Raw genomic sequence first — 17,930 nt, 5'->3', positions numbered from 1 at the left:
GCGCCGAGCATTTAAGTCAAGCACCATTTTGAGAAAATTTCCAGTTGGTGCTGCTTAATTTTATTCAACATCAAAAAAGGTTATTTAGCTGCCTTCCCCGTGTCGACTGGGCGGCATTATAGAGACTTGTATAAACAAGGCAAGCAGAAAATCAATCACTAGCGATCGTTTGCTTAAATTACCAGCAATACACTTTTTTAGGCTTACTTCTGAAGAAAATCTAAGGCTCTGAACTGCCGAATAAAGCAACCTTTAATGTGTTGTCAACCTTATCTGCCGTTCCAACCATTTCATCATAGGCTGATTGATGGCTTAAATAGGCTTTACGAATGGTTGCTTCGGACAAAGCATCTTTAACTTGTTCAATACTCTGAAACCGTTTTGGACGACCAGTGCTATCATCGATAATAAAGCCTTTGCGACTGTCAAAATCAACTTCAGCCATATACAACCCCATTTCATATGAATGAACGACTAACTCATCGATATGGACGTCTTGTCTGTTTATATGTTCTAAGCGGTGAAATTCCATAGCCGGATCCTCGTTGTTTTTTTACTATACGAGTGTAGCCAAAAAAAGATCGTTCATTATCCGATACAGAAATAAATTAAGTTGTAATATCGATCAGTAACATCATCGTGTTAGTCCGTTGCCCTAGTCGCTTGCCAGGCAACCACCTGCCAGCCATGCTCCCCTTGCACCAGAGTTCCCATATTATAAAACCGTAATTGATCGCTATCGTTTTGCCCCACCAGAGTGAAGGTCAACACGGCTGTATTATCATAGATTCGGATCTGAATATCATCCGCACCATAGCGTAAAGTAATGTCCTGCTCAGACAATTCACCGCGGCTTGTTACACCAGCCATTAATTCTGTTTTACCAAAACGAGCTCCTGCGGAGCTGGTATACACCAAGTCATCAGCCCAAAATTGTTGATGAATAGTCGCATCATTACGGGTCGCGCCATCCAAAAACTGATGCAACAGATCGGTAATCTCAGTTTTAGCATCAGCGCCATAGGCGGCAGTTGGCAAGACCAATAGCAGCAAAGTGGCTTGTAGTAGTTTATTCATAGCGGGCCTCCATGATGAGAAAAAGCAAAGCGGACCGAAGCCCGCATCTTAACGTTAAGTGGTTAAAGCATTACATGCTAATGCCACCGTCGATCTCAATAACCCGGCCGGTGAAAAAGTCATTTTCAAAAATGTACTTGGCGGTATGGGCAATTTCGGTGGTTTCGCCTAACCGGCCTACTGGCTTCATTTTTTCTAACCGATCCCGAGCCTCTGGTTTCATGGCATCGGTCATGGCGGTACGGATCACACCAGGTGCAATAGCCCCCACCCGAATACCAAAACGACCTAGCTCACGAGCCCAGGTCACCGTCATAGCAACCACCCCGGCTTTAGCCGCAGCGTAATTCGTTTGCCCCATATTGCCACCACGAGCCACGCTGGACATATTGATTATCACACCCTTGCGACCGCGTTGTACCATTTTTGCCGCTGCTTCACGACCACAGAGAAACACACCGGTCAGGTTGACATCGATCACCGATTGAAACTGCTGCAAAGACATCTTACTGAGTAACTCGCCATCTTTGTATTTCAATAATAAGCCATCACGTAGAATGCCAGCATTATTGATCAAACCATCGATGCCATTGAAGTCCTCATCGATTTGGTTAAAGGTGGCTTCGACCTCTGCTTCCACCGCCACATTAGCCGAATAAACCTTAACATCAGTATGAGCAGCCAGCTCAGCTTGAGCTGTAGCTAGTTGTTCAACATTCATATCGATCAGTGCCAAACTCGCGCCCTCAGCAGCACACATTCGAGCCATTTCTAACCCTAACCCTTGAGCGCCACCCGTGATGACAATGGTTTTATCTTGTAAATTCATGCTTTTCTCTCAAACGATTTAAAAATGCTGGAAAAATCCAGTTTGCCATGACCAGAGCGCTGGTGGGCGACATAAAGGTTACGAGCCAAAGCTCCCATCGGCGTACTGGACTGACTTTGTGTGGCAGCTTCAAGGGCCAGACCTAAGTCTTTAGCCATCAAATCCACCATAAAGCCACCTTGGTAACCATTCGATGAAGGCACTGTCTCCATAACATCCGGACAAGGGTTATACAATTCCAGCGTCCAGTTACGACCTGAGCTTTTCAACATGATTTCGGACAGGACTTTTGGATCCAGCCCATTATCAATGCCCATCTGTAGCGATTCTGAGGTCGCTACCATCAACACGCTCAGTAGCATGTTGTTGCATATTTTCGCCACTTGCCCCGCGCCAATTGCTCCGGCATGAAAAATGTTTTTCCCCATCCCCTGCAACACCGCTTCAGCCCGCTTAAAGTTTGCGATATCGCCGCCTACAATAAAGGTTAATGTGCCCGCTTTAGCACCACCGACACCACCAGAAACAGGCGCATCAATAAACGCAATGCCCTGCTCTGCCAACCCGGCCCCTACTCGACGAGCGCTTTCGGCATCAATGGTCGAACAATCAATCACCAACGCCTGCTTGGAGATGCCAGCAGCGATGCCCTGCTCACCAAAATAAAGCCCTAATACATGCTTCGCAGCTGGCAGCATAGAAATAACCACCTCAGCGTTCGCTACTGCATCTGCAGCAGACTGGGCGATTTCTGCCCCTTCGGCTTTTACCAGAGCCAATGCATCCGGAGATAAATCAAATGCCTTCACTTGGTGACCTGCCTTAACCAGGTTGATGGCCATAGGGCCACCCATGTTTCCTAAACCAATAAATGCAACCTGTGTCATCTGTTGACTCCTTTATAGTCCTAGCATACGCAGTGGGTGGTTACTGACTGTCCACGGAGAGGTAAAAAAGGTATCGATCAATTCATCTGGTACCGACTCAACGTTTTGAAATTGCCATTTAGGCTGACGATCTTTATCAATCAACAAGGCTCGAACACCTTCTGCAAACTCCCCCATACGACCACACTGCACACTAATGCCAAGTTCCATACGAAAGCTATCGGCCAATATCATGCTTTGTCCCAATTGCAACTGGCGAAAAACAATGTGCGCAGTAATGGGGCTGCCATAATGAAGGGCATCTTTGGCTTTGGTGAGCCAGCTATCTTCACCTGGCATCGCATGGATTGCGCGGATCACCTCAGACAAACTTTCAATCGCTGCTAGTTTGGCAATCTCTGTCTGATGTGGCCTAATTTGGCTTAACGGTAACTGAGTCCGACTGTGCTCTTCAAAATCGCGCAATACATCGGCCAGTTTCTGATGATTAAGTGCAATGGTATCGCCCCACTTCACTGTCAGAAGTTTATCCAACACGGCTGCTTTTTTGTCGTGCAAAATGAAATGATCAGCCAGACCAACCAAGCGCGCATCGGCAGCATTAATGGAGGCGCCAGTCAGACCTAAAAACAAACCACAGCCTTTTGGCATACGGTTTAAAAACCAACTCGCCCCAACATCTGGGTACAACCCAATGGCTAATTCAGGCATCGCAATACGGCTGGAGCCAGTAACAACCCGGTGAGAGGCGCCAGCCATCAAGCCCAAACCGCCCCCCATGACAATACCATTCCCCCACACCAACACTGGCTTCTCATAGGTATGGATCAAGTAGTCGAGACTGTATTCCTTACTAAAAAACTCTTCCACATAAGGAGCATACTGATCCGGGTTGTCTTTCATCGCCTGATACAAGTCACGGATATCGCCACCGGCACAAAATGCTTTATCACCTGCGCCTTGCAGTACCACCAAGGCAATATCAGCATCATCTTTCCAACGCTGTAGCTGCGGCAACAAGGACTCGATCATCGGTAAGCTCAACGCATTCAATGATTTTTCACTGTTCAGCGTAGCGACTGCGATTTTTTTGCCTTGCTCTGTAGCCAGCTCTTGATAGAGCACAATATTTTGTTCGTGAGGTTGTTCATTAGTCATTAGCCGTTCACCCATGTTGCTGGTCGTTTCTCTAAGAAAGCCTGCACCCCTTCGACCTGATCCTTAGTGTCAAACAGTGCCACAAAAAGCTCACGCTCCAGCGGCAAAGCGCTCTGCATGGTGCCACTGCGACCTTGTTGGATCAAATACTTACAGGCTTTAATCGATGATGGGCTCTGTTCTGATACTTTCTCAGCCAATGCTAATGCGGCGCTCAGCGCTTGCCCTGCAGGCACCAATTCCTCGACCAAACCAATCTGTTCGGCTTTTTCGGCTTTTAAGCGCTCACCGCACAAAATCATTCGTTTAGCCCAGCCTTCGCCAACCAGCCAAGCCAAATTTTGCGTTCCACCAGCACAAGGCAATAAGCCGACTTTAGCTTCGGGTAAGGCCATTTGAGCCTGCTGCTCCGCAATACGGATATCACAAGCTAAGGCTACTTCCAAACCACCGCCCATAGCAAAACCATTGATGGCGGCAATGGACACGCCATGGAAATGACTCAAAGCTTCAAAGGCTTCACCAAACACCCGCGACATATCAGAGGCAACAGCTTTATCACCATCGGCAAATAACTTCAGATCAGCCCCGGCAGAAAAGAACTTATCGCCTTCACCGGTGATCACCAGCGCATAAATGGATTTATCCTGTTGCAAATCCAACACCAACTGCTTCAGCTGCTGTAGTGTCTCTTTCGTCCAGGTATTGGCTGGAGGGTTGGACATGGTAATAAGTGCGGTATGACCACGCTTTTCCAGTTTTAATTCTGCCATCCTTAACTCCTTGATAAATGAGAAACAAAAAATGAGAAATGCACGTTACAAGATATCGCTGGCTGCTTCATCCAGTAAACGACGACTGATGATTAAACGCATAATTTCGTTGGTTCCCTCTAAAATCTGATGCACACGCACATCGCGGAAGTGTCGCTCTAAAGGGTACTCTTTTATGTAACCATAACCACCATGCAATTGCAGCGCTTGATCGCAGACCTGAAAACCAACATCAGTAGCAAAACGTTTCGCCATGGCGCAATAGGCGGTTGCTTCAGAGTCCTGTTGGTCTAACTTAAATGCAGCCAGGCGGACTAGTTGACGAGCCGCGACCAGTTCAGTCGCCATATCAGCCAGCTTGAATTGCAGCGCCTGAAAAGCAGCTAAAGGTTTACCAAATTGCTCACGCTCACGCATGTAATCACGGGCTGTTTCCAGTGCCTGTTGCGCAGTGCCTATTGAACAGGTAGCAATATTAATGCGCCCGCCATCCAGACCTTTCATGGCAAAAGCAAAGCCCTGGCCTTCATCACCCAGCAAATAATGTGCTGGTATACGCACATCTTCAAAGGTGATTAAGCGGGTCGGTTGGGCATTCCAGCCCATTTTTTCTTCGGCTTTACCGTAAATCACCCCTTTCGCATCCGCCGGTACTATAAAGGCAGAAATACCTTTCGGGCCAGCCTCACCGGTTCGCGCCATCACCACCAGCAACTCGGTACTGCCTGCACCTGAAATAAACATCTTCGAGCCATTCAGTACATACTCATTGCCGTCTTTTTTGGCAGTGGTACGTAAAGCGGCGGCATCAGAACCAGACCCTGGTTCAGTTAAACAATAAGACGCCAGTTTTTGTCCGGTCACTAAATCATCGCACCACTCTGCCTTAGCATCGGCCGTGCCCCAGTTCGCGACCATCCAGGTTGCCATATTATGGATCGTCAGCATGGCCGTGGTTGCCGTACAGCCCATCGCCAATTGCTCAAAAATGATCGACGAATCCAAACGGGATAACCCCATACCGCCATCTTCTTCCGGCGTGTACAGTGAGCAAAAGCCCATTTCACCTGCTTTTTGGATCACATCTTTAGGGAAGTGGTGGTCGCGATCCCACTGGGCCGCATGAGGGGTAAGCTCCTGCGCGGCAAACTGGCGGGCAGAATCGGCAAAAGCTTTTTGGTCGTCTGTTAAATTGAAATTCATAGTGGGTCCTGCTTATCCAATCGGCTCAGTTGCTTCCGTACATTTAACACACTCGCCCGTTCGCCGCTCCCCGGCTCTCTTTTGAATGCTCGTTAAGTTAAATCTACTCCGCACTGCGCCTGGTTAACCGTTTTGAATCTGCATCGGATGATGCAACGCTATGCTGGCCAGCCTGGAAGCATCGTTCAACAAAGCAAACATTCAAAAGTCCCGAGGGGAGCGAGGGACGGGTTTGCGTGTTGCAACGATGTTCCAGGCGTTCACCAGTGTCTGTCTGGTTAGTGTTAGCGTAAATTAATCGACATATTCGGGCCAGACACCGGAATATCATCGTTAAACCAACGCGCAGTGATGGTCTTCGTCTCAGTATAGAAACGCACCGCTTGTTTACCATAAGCATGCTGATCACCGTAGAACGAGCCTTTCCAACCCGTGAAGGAGAAAAATGGCAGTGGCACCGGGATCGGAATATTAATCCCCACCTGACCAACTTCAATTTCATGCTGGTACTTGCGGGCAGCTGCACCACTGGCAGTAAAGATTGAGGTACCATTGCCATAAGGGCTGTCATTCACCAGCGCGATGGCATCTTCTAAAGTATCAACCGAAGAGGTACACAGCACAGGGCCGAATATTTCTTCTTTATAGATGGTCATCTCTGGGGTGACATCAGAAAATACAGTCGGACCGATCCAGTTACCTTTAGGATAATCTTTCACCTGACAATCAGAGCCATCAACCAGGCAAGTCGCGCCTTCTTTTTTACCTTGCTCAATCAATGATAACACCCGCGCTTTTGCTTGCGGGCTGATTTGCGGACCATAGGCCGCATTCGGGTCGGTATAGACTCCCGGATGTACCTTACCAATGGCTTCAGCCACTTCTGGGATCCAATCTTGTGCTGCGCCAACAAAAACCGCAACCGAAATCGCCATACAGCGCTGGCCAGCAGCACCAACAGAGGCTCCAACTAAAGCATTGATCACTTGCTGCTTATTCGCATCTGGCATGACTACCATATGGTTTTTAGCACCTGCAAACGCTTGCACTCGTTTCAGGTTATCGGTACCGGTTTTGTAGATGTATTGGCCTACATTGACTGAACCAACGAAGGAAATAGCTTTGATATCAGGATGATGTAGTATGGTATCCACTTGCTCTTTAGCGCCATGCACTACTTGCAATACGCCTTTCGGTGCGCCGGCCTCAGCAAACAGCTCAGCGATCCGGTTAACCGTCATTGGGTCTTGCTCTGATGGTTTCAGAATAAAGGTATTACCGCAGGCAATCGCCATCGGGAACATCCATAGTGGGATCATAGCTGGAAAGTTAAACGGAGTAATACCGGCACAAACCCCCAAAGGCTGAATGTAGCTGTAGGTATCAATGCTACGAGCCACGTTCTCAACGGTTTCACCCATCATCAATGAAGGAATATTGGCTGCTTGTTCAACCACCTCAATACCGCGCCAGACATCGCCTTTAGCGTCTTCTAACGTTTTACCCAGTTCCTGACAAATAATTTCAGCAATATCGGTCTGATGTTCTTTCAGCAAATTGCCAAAACGCATCATTAGGCGAGCACGCTCTGATACAGGTACTTCCTTCCAGCTTTGAAAAGCTTGTTTCGCAGAAGCGATAGCTCGAGCCATTTCTTCCGAGGTGGTACAGGGTGCTTGTGCAATCACATCTTGCGTTGCAGGATTGGTTACAGGGATCCATTGCTCAGTGGTTGAGTCAATAAATTCGCCATCAATAAAAAGTTGGACTTGCTTGGTCATAACATGCTTCTCCCAAAGAAATAGAGTCAGACCGTTTGGCTTATTATTATTTGTAGCTGCCAAACAGACTGTGCTGAAATAAAGTCGTGCTTTACATGACTTCTACTGCCAATGCGACAGCTTCGCCACCGCCAATGCATAAAGAAGCAACACCGGTTTTTTTGCCACGCTTTTTCAATGCGTGAATTAACGTCACCAAAATACGGGCACCTGAAGCACCGATAGGATGGCCCAGCGCGCAAGCGCCGCCATTTACATTGACCTTGCCGTGATCCAGCCCAAGCTCCTGAATGGCCAGCATGGTTACCATGGCAAAGGCTTCATTGATCTCCCACAGATCAACCTGCTCTTTCTGCCAACCAGCTTTCTCTAACACCTGCTGCATAGCTCCAACCGGAGCGACGGTAAATAAAGCAGGTTCAATTGAGTGGGTCGCATGCGCCACGACTTTCGCCAGCGGTGTGATCCCTTGCGCCTTCGCTTGAGACTCGCGCATCAAAATCAGAGCAGCAGCACCATCAGAAATAGAACTGGAGTTGGCAGCAGTTATACTACCGTCTTTAGCAAAAGCCGGACGCAGGCCCGGGATTTTGTCGATTTTGGCATTACCCGGCTGCTCATCAATGGCAAAGGTTACTTCCCCTTTGCGGCTGGCATACACCACCGGCGCAATTTCTTCAGCAAAAGCACCCGTCTCAATGGCATCTTGTGCACGAGTCAGTGAGGTCACGGCAAACTGATCCATGGCTTCACGACCAATGCTGTACTCATTGGCAGTATCCTGCGCAAAACAGCCCATGGCTTTGCCATCATAGGCGTTTTCCAAACCATCGAGCATCATGTGATCTTTCACCTCACCATGGCCCATGCGAAAACCAGCCCGAGCCTTTGGCAATAAGTACGGTGCATTCGACATCGATTCCATTCCACCCGCGACCACGACCTCAGCAGAACCTGCTTTAATAAGGTCATGAGCCAACATGACTGTTTTTAGCCCAGAGCCACAGACTTTATTGATGGTGGTGGCACCAGCCGATAACGGCAAACCAGCCTTGATCGTTGCTTGACGAGCCGGAGCCTGCCCTAACCCTGCAGGCAGCACATTGCCCATGATCACTTCGCTGATTTGATCGCCTGAAATACCAGCTTCGGCCATAGCAGCTTTGATGGCTGTTGCCCCCAAATCAGTAGCACTCACAGCAGATAAACCACCCATAAATCCACCCATGGCAGTCCGTTTCGCTGCCACTATTACGATTGAATCTTGCTCGGCCATCAGTATTTCTCCGTAATCAATAACAAAAAATCTGTGTTAGAGCCTACACCATATTGACGTTTACGCCAACGTCAACTTATACCACTATGGTACAGTTTTGTCGTGTTGGTTCCTTTTTTTGCATTGGTCTGCTCAGTGTTTTTGGCATTTTTGCTTTACAACGAACGAAAATTGCAACTTTAGTGATGGATAGCCATCAGTCTCCAGCTTTACCTTTACGTAAACTTCACTTATAGTTGTCGGCAGATTTCAGGAAGATAGCTATGACGCAAATAACCGAAACTACCTATTCCATCAGTGAGTTGGCTAAAGAGTTTGATATCACGACCCGTAGCATCCGTTTTTATGAGGATCAGGGGTTACTAACCCCGATGCGCAACGGCCAAACACGGATTTACAGCAAACGCGACCGCGTGCGGTTGAAATTAATCCTACGTGGCAAGCGACTGGGTTTCAGTCTGGCTGAAACCGGCAAGCTATTTGAGTTGTACGATGCTGATAAAAGCAGTGTGAAACAGCTCAATACCATGCTGGCACTGATCGAACAGAAAAAAATCGAGCTGCACCAACAAATGGACGATATCAAAGTCGTGCTGATGGAGCTGGTGACAGTTGAGAAACGTTGCCGAGAAACGCTCAGCGATGCCCTGCCATCACACAGCCAACCCACTCATCCATCCGAATCTTCAATGGGAACACATCATGATCAGTAATTACAAAACGCTTAACTTTGACCTTGGCGATACCGTCGATATGATCCGCGAGCAGGTCAATGCCTTTGCTCGTGATGAAATTGCACCACGTGCTGAACAAATTGACCACGACAATGAGTTCCCTGGTGACTTGTGGCGCAAGTTTGGTGATTTAGGCTTGCTTGGTATTACCGTTGATGAACAGTATGGCGGTTCTGGCTTGGGGTATCTGGAGCATGTGGTGGCGATGGAAGAAATCAGTCGTGCCTCGGCATCAGTGGCGTTATCTTATGGCGCTCACTCCAACTTGTGTGTCAATCAAATCGCCCGCAACGGCAACGAAGCGCAAAAACAAAAGTATCTGCCTAAATTATGCAGTGGTGAACATGTGGGAGCTCTGGCCATGAGCGAGCCGAACGCAGGCTCCGATGTCGTCAGTATGAAACTGCGTGCTGATAAGAAAGGCGATCACTATGTTTTAAATGGCAATAAGATGTGGATCACCAATGGCCCAGATGCCGATACCTATGTCATTTATGCTAAAACCGATGTTAATGCCGGCTCAAAAGGCATTACTGCCTTTATTGTAGAGCGCGGTTTTAAAGGTTTTAGTCAGGCACAGAAACTAGACAAGCTGGGTATGCGCGGTTCCAACACCTGTGAGTTGGTGTTTGAAGATTGCGAAGTCCCGGCAGAAAACGTTTTAGGCGAAGTTGGCCGCGGTGTACAGGTGCTGATGAGTGGGCTGGATTACGAGCGCGTCGTGCTGTCTGCTGGCCCGCTTGGCATTATGACTGCTTGCATGGATGTGGTCGTTCCTTATATTCATGACCGCAAGCAGTTCGGCCAGTCTATCGGTGAGTTCCAGTTGGTGCAAGGCAAGCTGGCTGATATGTACACTCAAATGAATGCGGCCAGATCCTATGTTTATACCGTCGCCAAAGCCTGCGACCGCGGTGAAACCACCCGAAAAGATGCCGCAGCGGTGATTTTATATGCTGCTGAGCTAGCGACCAAGATGGCGCTGGATGCAATCCAACTGCTTGGTGGCAACGGCTACATCAATGAATACCCGACGGGGCGTTTACTACGTGATGCCAAGCTGTATGAGATTGGTGCTGGTACCTCCGAAATTCGCCGCATGTTGATTGGCCGCGAATTGTTTACTGAGTCCAACTAGTTTCCATCGCGAAACAGCATGTATAACCTGCTGGTTTAGACCAGCCGGGCAAATACGCAAACCATGCATAGGTGAGTTCCGTGACCAAATTATTAAGTAAAGTGAACCCTCGCAGCGAGGAATTTCAACACAATGCCGCCGCCATGCAAAAGGTGGTGGATGACTTAAATGCCAAGGTACAGCAAATCAAGCTGGGCGGCGGTGAAGCTCTGATTGCGCGCCATACCTCTCGCGGCAAGTTATTTGTGCGAGATCGCATTCAGAAATTGCTGGATCCGGGTTCGCCCTTTTTAGAAGTTGGCCAGTTTACCGCTTGGGAATGTTACGACGACTACATTCCTTGTGCTGGCGTAGTGGCTGGTATTGGCCGGGTCAGTGGCCTCGAGTGCATGATTGTGGCTAATGATGCGACCGTCAAAGGCGGCACTTACTACCCGCTGACCGTCAAAAAACACTTACGGGCTCAGGAGATTGCTGAGCGCTGCAACCTGCCCTGCATTTATCTGGTTGACTCCGGTGGCGCTAACCTGCCGCGCCAGGATGATGTTTTCCCGGATAAACTGCACTTCGGGCGTATATTCTTTAATCAGGCGCGTATGTCGGCCAAAGGCATTCCACAAATCGCTGCGGTTATGGGCCTTTGTACCGCTGGTGGTGCTTATGTGCCTGCCATGGCTGATGAAAGCATCATTGTGAAAGAACAAGGTACCATCTTCCTGGCTGGCCCACCTCTGGTGAAAGCGGCGACTGGTGAAGAAGTTAGTGCCGAAGAGCTGGGTGGTGCTGATGTACACTGCAAAATTTCAGGCGTGGCCGATCATTACGCGGTCAACGATGAGCATGCCCTGCAACTGGCGCGTAATGCAGTATCCCGCTTGAACCGGGTGGCTCCAGCAGCGATGGATGTGAAAGAACCGGAAGAACCCTTGTACGATGCCAAAGAAATTTATGGCATCGTTGGCACCGATTTGAAAAAGCCTTTTGATGTAAAAGAAGTGATTGCCCGCTTGGTTGATGGCTCAGATTTTGATGAGTTTAAGCAGTACTATGGCAGCACTCTGGTCTGTGGCTTCGCCCGGATTTTTGGCTTCCCGGTTGGTATTGTGGCCAACAATGGCATCCTGTTTTCCGAATCAGCACAAAAAGGCGCCCACTTTATAGAATTGTGCGGCCAGCGCAAAATCCCCTTGCTGTTTCTGCAAAATATCACCGGCTTTATGGTCGGTAAAAAATACGAAGCTGAAGGCATTGCCAAGCATGGCGCCAAAATGGTCACTGCTGTTTCTTGTGTCGAAGTACCGAAGTTTACCGTATTAATAGGCGGCAGCTATGGCGCTGGTAACTATGGCATGTGTGGCCGTGCCTACGACCCCACCATGATGTGGATGTGGCCGAATGCCCGCATTTCGGTCATGGGTGGTGAACAAGCCGCCGGGGTGATGGCGCAGGTCACTAAAGATGGCCTGGCCCGTAAAGGTGAAACCTTAAGCCCGGAAGCCGAACAGGCACTGAAAAAACCGATTGTTGAGCAATATGAAAAGCAGGGTCACCCCTATTATGCCAGTGCCCGCCTGTGGGACGATGGCATCATAGATCCGGCACAAACCCGGATGACGGTTGGTCTGGCATTAGCTGCAGCCTTAAATGCACCTATTCCGGATACCCGTTTTGGTGTGTTTAGAATGTAATTTACGCCCAGAAAACATCGTTAACTTGCTGACTCAGCTGATGATAAAGCTACATTGAGAGAACAAAAAATTATGGCCGAAACTTACATTGACCTGTCCATCACACCGCAAGGTGTCGCTAACCTGTCACTCAACCGGCCCGAAGTGCACAATGCCTTTGACGATACGATGATTGAACAAATCATCGATGCCTTGCAGCAACTGGCCGACGATCCGTCTGTGCGGGTACTCGTACTGAAAGCAAATGGCAAAAACTTCTCTGCCGGTGCTGATCTGAACTGGATGCGCTCAATGGCGGAAAAAGACTACCAGCAAAACCTGGACGATGCTGGCCGATTAGCCGAGCTGATGCGACTGCTGGATGTATTCCCGAAACCCACCATTGCCGTCGTGCAAGGCGCTGCTTTTGGCGGCGCTGTCGGCCTGGTTGCTTGTTGTGATATCGCTATCGCCGATCCGAAAGCCAGTTTCTGTTTAAGTGAAGTCAAAATCGGTTTGATCCCAGCCGTGATCAGCCCTTATGTGATGCGTGCTATTGGCGAACGAGCCAGCCGCCGTTATTTCATCACCGCCGAACGTTTCTTTGCCGATGAGGCACATCGTCTGGGTTTAGTGCATCAGATCGCCGAGAGCGACAGCCTGGATGACAGCGCCCAACAAATGATCAAGCAATTACTGCAAAACAGTCCGGCCGCCGTATCCGCAGCGAAAGCGCTGATTGCCAATGTCAGCCAGCAAGCTATTGCTGAGCCAGTGATCACGAAAACCACAGAGGCCATTGCCCAGATCCGTGTCTCTGCTGAAGGTCAGGAAGGTCTGACTGCATTTTTAACCAAACGCAGCCCTAACTGGCTGCCGAAGGACTAAGCCATGTTTCGTAAAATTCTGATTGCCAACCGTGGTGAGATCGCCTGTCGCATCATTGAAACAGCCCATAAACTGGGGATCCGTTGTGTTGCGGTGTATTCCGAAGCCGATGCCAATGCCCGTCATGTTAATATGGCGGATGAGGCTTTTTTACTGGGGCCTGCACCCAGCAAAGACTCCTACTTAAAAGCAGACAAAATTCTTGAAATTGCCAAAGCATCCGGTGCTGAAGCAATCCACCCTGGCTATGGTTTCCTCTCTGAAAATGCAGAATTCGCCAAAGCTTGTGGCCAGCAAAATATTGTCTTTATTGGTCCACCAGTCGCAGCGATTGAAGCCATGGGCTCCAAAAGTGCTGCCAAAGATATTATGGCCAAAGCCGGTGTACCACTGGTACCTGGCTATCATGGCGACAATCAGGATCCTGCCTTTCTGGCCAAAGAAGCCGACAATGTTGGCTACCCACTGCTATTAAAAGCAGCTTATGGCGGTGGTGGTAAAGGCATGCGTGTGGTCTGGAAATCGGAAGAATTTGCCGATGCCCTCGCCAGCGCCAAGCGCGAAGCCATGGCAGGCTTTGGCAACGATAAAATGCTGATGGAACGCTACTTAACCAAGCCGCGCCATATTGAAATTCAGGTGTTTGCCGACAATCATGGCAATGCCGTCTATCTGGCTGAGCGCGATTGTTCTATTCAGCGCCGCCATCAGAAAGTGATAGAAGAAGCACCAGCGCCAAATTTTACCGAAGCACAACGTCAGTCCATGGGTGAAGCTGCAGTAAAAGCCGCTCAGGCCATTGATTACCGTGGTGCCGGTACGGTAGAGTTTCTGTTTGATGAGGATGGCTCCTTCTACTTTATGGAGATGAACACCCGGCTGCAGGTAGAGCATCCGGTGACGGAAATGATCACCGGCCAGGATTTGGTCAAATGGCAGTTATTAGTGGCTGCTAATCAGCCGCTGCCGCTGGAACAAACAGAAGTCAGCATCCATGGCCACGCTATTGAAGTACGGGTTTATGCTGAAGATCCAGACAATGATTTCCTGCCAGCCACCGGCAAACTGACCTATTTGCGTCAACCAGAAGCCAGCCGCTTTGTCCGTGTCGACAGCGGTGTGGTCGAAAACGACGAAATCAGCCCCTACTATGATCCTATGATCGCTAAATTGATTGTCTGGGACGAAGACCGTGACCGCGCCATCAGCCGAATGCTGCGGGCACTGGACGATTACCGCATTGCCGGTGTCACCACCAATCTGAGCTTTTTAACCAGCCTGGTTGAGCACCCTGCTTTTGTCGCTGCCGAGCTGGATACCAACTTTATTGAACATCATCAGGATACGCTGTTCGCACCAGCCACCAAAGAAAACAATCAAGCGCTGGTGCTGGCAGCTCTTTATATCCTGGAAACGCAAAAGCAACCACCGGCCGCACAAGAGCCATTCAGCCCCTGGCAATTCAGCCATGGCTGGCGCCTGAATGAGCAGCCGATGCAGCAATTAACCTTGCAGCATCAGGATCACAGCCATTCGCTACAACTGGAGCAGTTGCAAGATGCGGTTCTGGTGCAACTGGATGGTCAGCAACTGCGTTGCCACGTCCGTTTGCAAGGCGATGAACTGATAGCCACCCTGGGTGAGCACAAAACCCGGGTTCGCATCAGCCAGTATCAGGATACCATCAGTGTCTTTATCCGCCATCACCGCTACGATTTCAGCTATCAGACTGAGCTGCATACCGATACCGATATGGTGGAGGACAGCGGCAGCCTGACCGCACCGATGAATGGCACCATCGTGGCCGTTCTGGTCGAAGCGGGTCAGCACGTCAAAGCCGGCCAAACCCTGGTGGTGATGGAAGCGATGAAGATGGAGTACAGCATTAAAGCCTCAATTGACGCCACCGTAAAAGAAGTGTTCTTTCAGGCTGGTGATTTAGTGCAGGATGGCGCTGAGCTGGTTGAGCTGGCAACGGAGGAAAGCTAATGCAACCCAAGCAAGTTCGCATCGTTGAAGTAGGCCCACGCGATGGTCTGCAAAATGAAGTGGCGGTTTCATTGCAAGCCAAAGTTAACCTGGTGGATCAGTTAAGCCAGGCCGGGCTGCACTACATAGAAACCGGTGCTTTCGTATCGCCAAAATGGGTGCCGCAAATGGCAGAATCAGCGGCCGTATTTGACCAAATCAAACGAAGCACTGGCATTACCTATGCTGCGCTGACCCCCAACCTGAAAGGCTATGAAGCAGCCATGGTGGCCAAAGCAGATGAAGTCGCTATTTTTGGCGCCGCCTCTGAAGCCTTCACGCAGAAAAACATCAACTGCAGCATTGCCGAAAGCCTGGAACGCTTTGCGCCGGTGGTGCAACAAGCCAAGGCCGATGGCATTCGTGTGCGCGGTTATGTGTCTTGTGTGGTCGGTTGCCCTTATCAGGGGGACGTCGCCCCATCTGAAGTAGCCAGAGTCGCCAAAGCGCTGCTGGATATGGGCTGCTATGAAATTTCGCTCGGCGATACCATCGGAGTTGGCACGGCCAATAGTGTCAATGCCATGCTGGATGCTGTGATGGCAGTAATACCAACCGAGCAGTTAGCTGTGCATTTTCATGATACCTATGGCCAGGCGTTAACCAATATTTACGTCGCGCTGCAGCGCGGTATTGCCGTGGTTGACAGTGCAGTCGCTGGTTTAGGTGGCTGCCCCTATGCCGCCGGAGCGTCAGGCAATGTTGCCACTGAAGATGTGGTGTATTTGCTAAATGGTCTTGGCATTCAACACGGTGTCGATTTAAATGCACTGGCCAAAACTGGCTGGCAGATCTGCGCCGAGCTCGGCAAGCCAGTTAGTTCTAAAGTAGGATTGGCTTTGCAGGCCAACTGCCTTAAAACTAATCCATAGTAACAATTGAGTTTTATAGCAACAGCTAGGTTGGGTTTAGGCTCTTCGAAGCACGCAGGGGTTACGTATCTTTTTTTGCGACACGTCGTGAACCCTTCCCTGGGGACTCTTGTCAGGCTTCCCTGCCTGACAAGGTCGCAAAAAAAGTACATCCACCCCTGCTCGGTTTTTTTAGCAGCGGATGTCTGACGTTCGAAGCAATGAGGAAACAAGATGGCAGGGTTTAATAAAGTCGTACACAGTTACGAAGAGGCCATGGCAGGTCTTGAAGACGGCATGACCGTCATTGCCGGTGGGTTTGGTCTGTGTGGTATTCCTGAAGGGTTGATTGGCCAAATCAAAGCGATGAAAACCAAAGATCTGACAGTGGTGTCGAACAACTGCGGCGTCGATGGTTTTGGTCTGGGTATCTTGCTGGAAGATCGCCAAATCAAAAAAATGGTGGCTTCGTATGTGGGTGAAAACGCCCTGTTCGAAAAGCAATTATTGAATGGTGAGCTGGAAGTCGAACTCACACCACAAGGCACACTAGCCGAAAAAATGCGCGCTGGCGGTGCTGGTATCCCGGCATTTTTCACTGCCACTGGCTACGGTACTCCGGTTGCTGAAGGCAAAGAAACCCGCGAAATTGATGGCCGTCATTATGTATTGGAGCCCGCCATCACCGGTGACTTTGCTATCGTCCGTGCCTGGAAAGCTGACCGCTATGGCAACCTGGTATTTCGCCATACCGCCATGAACTTCAACCCAATGGCAGCGACGGCAGGTAAAATCACCGTGGCCGAAGTGGAAGAAATTGTCGAACCGGGCGAACTGGAACCAAGTCAGATCCATACTCCTGGTATTTATGTGCAGCGCGTGATCAAGGGTAGCTTTGAAAAACGCATTGAACGTCGAATGGTTCGTCAAGGTTAAGGAGACAGCAATGGCAATATCTCGTGAACAAGTCGCCATGCGAGTGGCTCAGGAGCTGGAAGACGGCTTTTACGTCAACTTAGGCATTGGCATTCCAACGCTAGTGGCAAACTATGTGCCGGCAGGCATCGAAGTCATGCTGCAATCTGAAAATGGTTTGCTGGGCATGGGCCCCTACCCAACAGAAGCAGAAATCGATGCTGACATGATCAACGCTGGCAAAGAAACGGTTACTGCCGCTACTGGTGCGGCTATTTTCAGTTCAGCCGAAAGCTTCGCCATGATCCGTGGTGGCCATGTCGATTTGACTGTACTGGGTGCCTTTGAGGTGGACCAGAGCGGCAATATCGCCAGCTGGATGATCCCGGGCAAACTGGTGAAAGGCATGGGTGGTGCGATGGATCTGGTCGCCGGAGCGCAAAATATCGTCGTCACCATGACCCACGCTGATAAACACGGTAACAGCAAGCTGTTAAGCGATTGCACCCTACCACTGACCGGCGTTGGCTGTGTGAAGAAAATCGTCACCGATCTGGCCGTGCTGGAAGTACGCGATGGCGCATTCCATTTACTGGAGCGGGCACCTGGTGTATCTGTCGAAGAAATTCAACAGAAAACAGCTGGCAAGCTGGTGGTCGCTGGTAATATCCCTGAGATGAAGTTCAACTAACCGTAGGGGCGCATGATTGCGCCCAGATGCACGT

General features: G+C 49.7%; 17 protein-coding genes. 8 read left to right on the top strand and 9 right to left on the bottom strand.

Going from position 1 to position 17,930, the window contains the following annotated elements; all coding sequences use genetic code 11:
* Nucleotides 1–220 precede the first annotated feature (220 nt).
* The 9 genes from Q3O60_RS09675 to Q3O60_RS09635 all read right to left on the bottom strand — a co-directional run bounded on the left by Q3O60_RS09675 (nucleotide 221) and on the right by Q3O60_RS09635 (nucleotide 8,984).
* Nucleotides 221–532: a DUF6482 family protein gene (locus tag Q3O60_RS09675; RefSeq protein WP_305893718.1), complete on the bottom strand. Its 312-nt coding sequence runs from the start codon at nucleotides 530–532 to the stop codon at nucleotides 221–223.
* A 110-nt stretch (nucleotides 533–642) separates the two neighbouring features.
* The gene (locus tag Q3O60_RS09670; protein WP_305893717.1) at nucleotides 643–1,077 is read right to left on the bottom strand and encodes a nuclear transport factor 2 family protein; all 435 of its coding nucleotides are present in this window, start codon (nucleotides 1,075–1,077) and stop codon (nucleotides 643–645) included.
* Nucleotides 1,078–1,147: 70 nt separating this feature from the next.
* Entirely contained in the window at nucleotides 1,148–1,906 is a 759-nt protein-coding gene (locus Q3O60_RS09665; protein WP_305893716.1) for an SDR family oxidoreductase, read from the bottom strand.
* The gene (gene mmsB / locus Q3O60_RS09660; RefSeq protein ID WP_305893715.1) at nucleotides 1,903–2,793 is read right to left on the bottom strand and encodes a 3-hydroxyisobutyrate dehydrogenase; all 891 of its coding nucleotides are present in this window, start codon (nucleotides 2,791–2,793) and stop codon (nucleotides 1,903–1,905) included. Before mmsB ends, Q3O60_RS09665 begins: the two co-directional genes overlap by 4 nt.
* Nucleotides 2,794–2,805: 12 nt before the next feature.
* Nucleotides 2,806–3,951 (bottom strand): enoyl-CoA hydratase/isomerase family protein, encoded by a 1,146-nt coding sequence (locus Q3O60_RS09655; protein ID WP_305893714.1) that lies wholly within the window; start codon nucleotides 3,949–3,951, stop codon nucleotides 2,806–2,808.
* A complete protein-coding gene (locus Q3O60_RS09650) occupies nucleotides 3,951–4,724 on the bottom strand; it encodes an enoyl-CoA hydratase (protein ID WP_305893713.1) in 774 nt (257 codons plus the stop codon). The genes Q3O60_RS09655 and Q3O60_RS09650 overlap by 1 nt, the downstream gene beginning before the upstream one ends.
* Before the next feature lie 45 nt (nucleotides 4,725–4,769).
* The gene (locus tag Q3O60_RS09645) at nucleotides 4,770–5,927 is read right to left on the bottom strand and encodes an acyl-CoA dehydrogenase family protein (RefSeq protein ID WP_305893712.1); all 1,158 of its coding nucleotides are present in this window, start codon (nucleotides 5,925–5,927) and stop codon (nucleotides 4,770–4,772) included.
* A 284-nt stretch (nucleotides 5,928–6,211) separates the two neighbouring features.
* The gene (locus Q3O60_RS09640; protein ID WP_305893711.1) at nucleotides 6,212–7,708 is read right to left on the bottom strand and encodes a CoA-acylating methylmalonate-semialdehyde dehydrogenase; all 1,497 of its coding nucleotides are present in this window, start codon (nucleotides 7,706–7,708) and stop codon (nucleotides 6,212–6,214) included.
* A gap of 91 nt (nucleotides 7,709–7,799) precedes the next feature.
* On the bottom strand, nucleotides 7,800–8,984 hold the full coding sequence (locus Q3O60_RS09635; protein ID WP_305893710.1) for a thiolase family protein: 1,185 nt from the start codon (nucleotides 8,982–8,984) through the stop codon (nucleotides 7,800–7,802).
* 263 nt (nucleotides 8,985–9,247) lie between these two features.
* Between Q3O60_RS09635 and Q3O60_RS09630 the strand changes: the two genes are divergently transcribed.
* The 8 genes from Q3O60_RS09630 (at nucleotide 9,248) to Q3O60_RS09595 (ending at nucleotide 17,896) form a co-directional block, all read left to right on the top strand.
* Nucleotides 9,248–9,697, top strand: a complete 450-nt coding sequence (locus tag Q3O60_RS09630) for a MerR family transcriptional regulator (RefSeq protein ID WP_305893709.1) — start codon at nucleotides 9,248–9,250, stop codon at nucleotides 9,695–9,697.
* The gene (locus Q3O60_RS09625; RefSeq protein WP_305893708.1) at nucleotides 9,687–10,856 is read left to right on the top strand and encodes an isovaleryl-CoA dehydrogenase; all 1,170 of its coding nucleotides are present in this window, start codon (nucleotides 9,687–9,689) and stop codon (nucleotides 10,854–10,856) included. The genes Q3O60_RS09630 and Q3O60_RS09625 overlap by 11 nt, the downstream gene beginning before the upstream one ends.
* Before the next feature lie 80 nt (nucleotides 10,857–10,936).
* Complete coding sequence (locus Q3O60_RS09620; RefSeq protein ID WP_305893707.1) at nucleotides 10,937–12,544, top strand: carboxyl transferase domain-containing protein; 1,608 nt, start codon at nucleotides 10,937–10,939, stop codon at nucleotides 12,542–12,544.
* A gap of 72 nt (nucleotides 12,545–12,616) precedes the next feature.
* Nucleotides 12,617–13,411, top strand: coding sequence for an enoyl-CoA hydratase/isomerase family protein (locus tag Q3O60_RS09615; RefSeq protein WP_305893706.1), 795 nt, complete (start codon nucleotides 12,617–12,619; stop codon nucleotides 13,409–13,411).
* 3 nt (nucleotides 13,412–13,414) lie between these two features.
* Nucleotides 13,415–15,400 (top strand): acetyl/propionyl/methylcrotonyl-CoA carboxylase subunit alpha, encoded by a 1,986-nt coding sequence (locus Q3O60_RS09610; RefSeq protein WP_305893705.1) that lies wholly within the window; start codon nucleotides 13,415–13,417, stop codon nucleotides 15,398–15,400.
* A complete protein-coding gene (locus Q3O60_RS09605) occupies nucleotides 15,400–16,311 on the top strand; it encodes a hydroxymethylglutaryl-CoA lyase (protein ID WP_305893704.1) in 912 nt (303 codons plus the stop codon). The genes Q3O60_RS09610 and Q3O60_RS09605 overlap by 1 nt, the downstream gene beginning before the upstream one ends.
* Nucleotides 16,312–16,524: 213 nt before the next feature.
* Nucleotides 16,525–17,226, top strand: a complete 702-nt coding sequence (locus tag Q3O60_RS09600) for a CoA transferase subunit A (RefSeq protein WP_305893703.1) — start codon at nucleotides 16,525–16,527, stop codon at nucleotides 17,224–17,226.
* Nucleotides 17,227–17,236: 10 nt separating this feature from the next.
* The gene (locus tag Q3O60_RS09595) at nucleotides 17,237–17,896 is read left to right on the top strand and encodes a CoA transferase subunit B (RefSeq protein WP_305893702.1); all 660 of its coding nucleotides are present in this window, start codon (nucleotides 17,237–17,239) and stop codon (nucleotides 17,894–17,896) included.
* The last annotated feature ends 34 nt before the right edge of the window (nucleotides 17,897–17,930 follow it).

It is taken from the genome of Alkalimonas collagenimarina (genome assembly GCF_030717845.1).
GTDB classification, from domain to species: Bacteria; Pseudomonadota; Gammaproteobacteria; order Enterobacterales; family Alteromonadaceae; genus Alkalimonas; species Alkalimonas collagenimarina.
This window is presented reverse-complemented; position numbering and strand designations above follow the sequence as displayed.

Excerpts from the sequence above, each read along its gene's own strand:
- Q3O60_RS09675 (WP_305893718.1), bottom strand. The coding sequence starts at position 532 with ATGGAATTTCACCGCTTAGAACATATAAACAGACAAGACGTCCATATC.
- Q3O60_RS09670 (WP_305893717.1), bottom strand. The coding sequence starts at position 1,077 with ATGAATAAACTACTACAAGCCACTTTGCTGCTATTGGTCTTGCCAACT.
- Q3O60_RS09665 (WP_305893716.1), bottom strand. The coding sequence starts at position 1,906 with ATGAATTTACAAGATAAAACCATTGTCATCACGGGTGGCGCTCAAGGG.
- mmsB (WP_305893715.1), bottom strand. The coding sequence starts at position 2,793 with ATGACACAGGTTGCATTTATTGGTTTAGGAAACATGGGTGGCCCTATG.
- Q3O60_RS09655 (WP_305893714.1), bottom strand. The coding sequence starts at position 3,951 with ATGACTAATGAACAACCTCACGAACAAAATATTGTGCTCTATCAAGAG.
- Q3O60_RS09650 (WP_305893713.1), bottom strand. The coding sequence starts at position 4,724 with ATGGCAGAATTAAAACTGGAAAAGCGTGGTCATACCGCACTTATTACC.
- Q3O60_RS09645 (WP_305893712.1), bottom strand. The coding sequence starts at position 5,927 with ATGAATTTCAATTTAACAGACGACCAAAAAGCTTTTGCCGATTCTGCC.
- Q3O60_RS09640 (WP_305893711.1), bottom strand. The coding sequence starts at position 7,708 with ATGACCAAGCAAGTCCAACTTTTTATTGATGGCGAATTTATTGACTCA.
- Q3O60_RS09635 (WP_305893710.1), bottom strand. The coding sequence starts at position 8,984 with ATGGCCGAGCAAGATTCAATCGTAATAGTGGCAGCGAAACGGACTGCC.
- Q3O60_RS09630 (WP_305893709.1), top strand. The coding sequence starts at position 9,248 with ATGACGCAAATAACCGAAACTACCTATTCCATCAGTGAGTTGGCTAAA.
- Q3O60_RS09625 (WP_305893708.1), top strand. The coding sequence starts at position 9,687 with ATGATCAGTAATTACAAAACGCTTAACTTTGACCTTGGCGATACCGTC.
- Q3O60_RS09615 (WP_305893706.1), top strand. The coding sequence starts at position 12,617 with ATGGCCGAAACTTACATTGACCTGTCCATCACACCGCAAGGTGTCGCT.
- Q3O60_RS09610 (WP_305893705.1), top strand. The coding sequence starts at position 13,415 with ATGTTTCGTAAAATTCTGATTGCCAACCGTGGTGAGATCGCCTGTCGC.
- Q3O60_RS09605 (WP_305893704.1), top strand. The coding sequence starts at position 15,400 with ATGCAACCCAAGCAAGTTCGCATCGTTGAAGTAGGCCCACGCGATGGT.
- Q3O60_RS09600 (WP_305893703.1), top strand. The coding sequence starts at position 16,525 with ATGGCAGGGTTTAATAAAGTCGTACACAGTTACGAAGAGGCCATGGCA.
- Q3O60_RS09595 (WP_305893702.1), top strand. The coding sequence starts at position 17,237 with ATGGCAATATCTCGTGAACAAGTCGCCATGCGAGTGGCTCAGGAGCTG.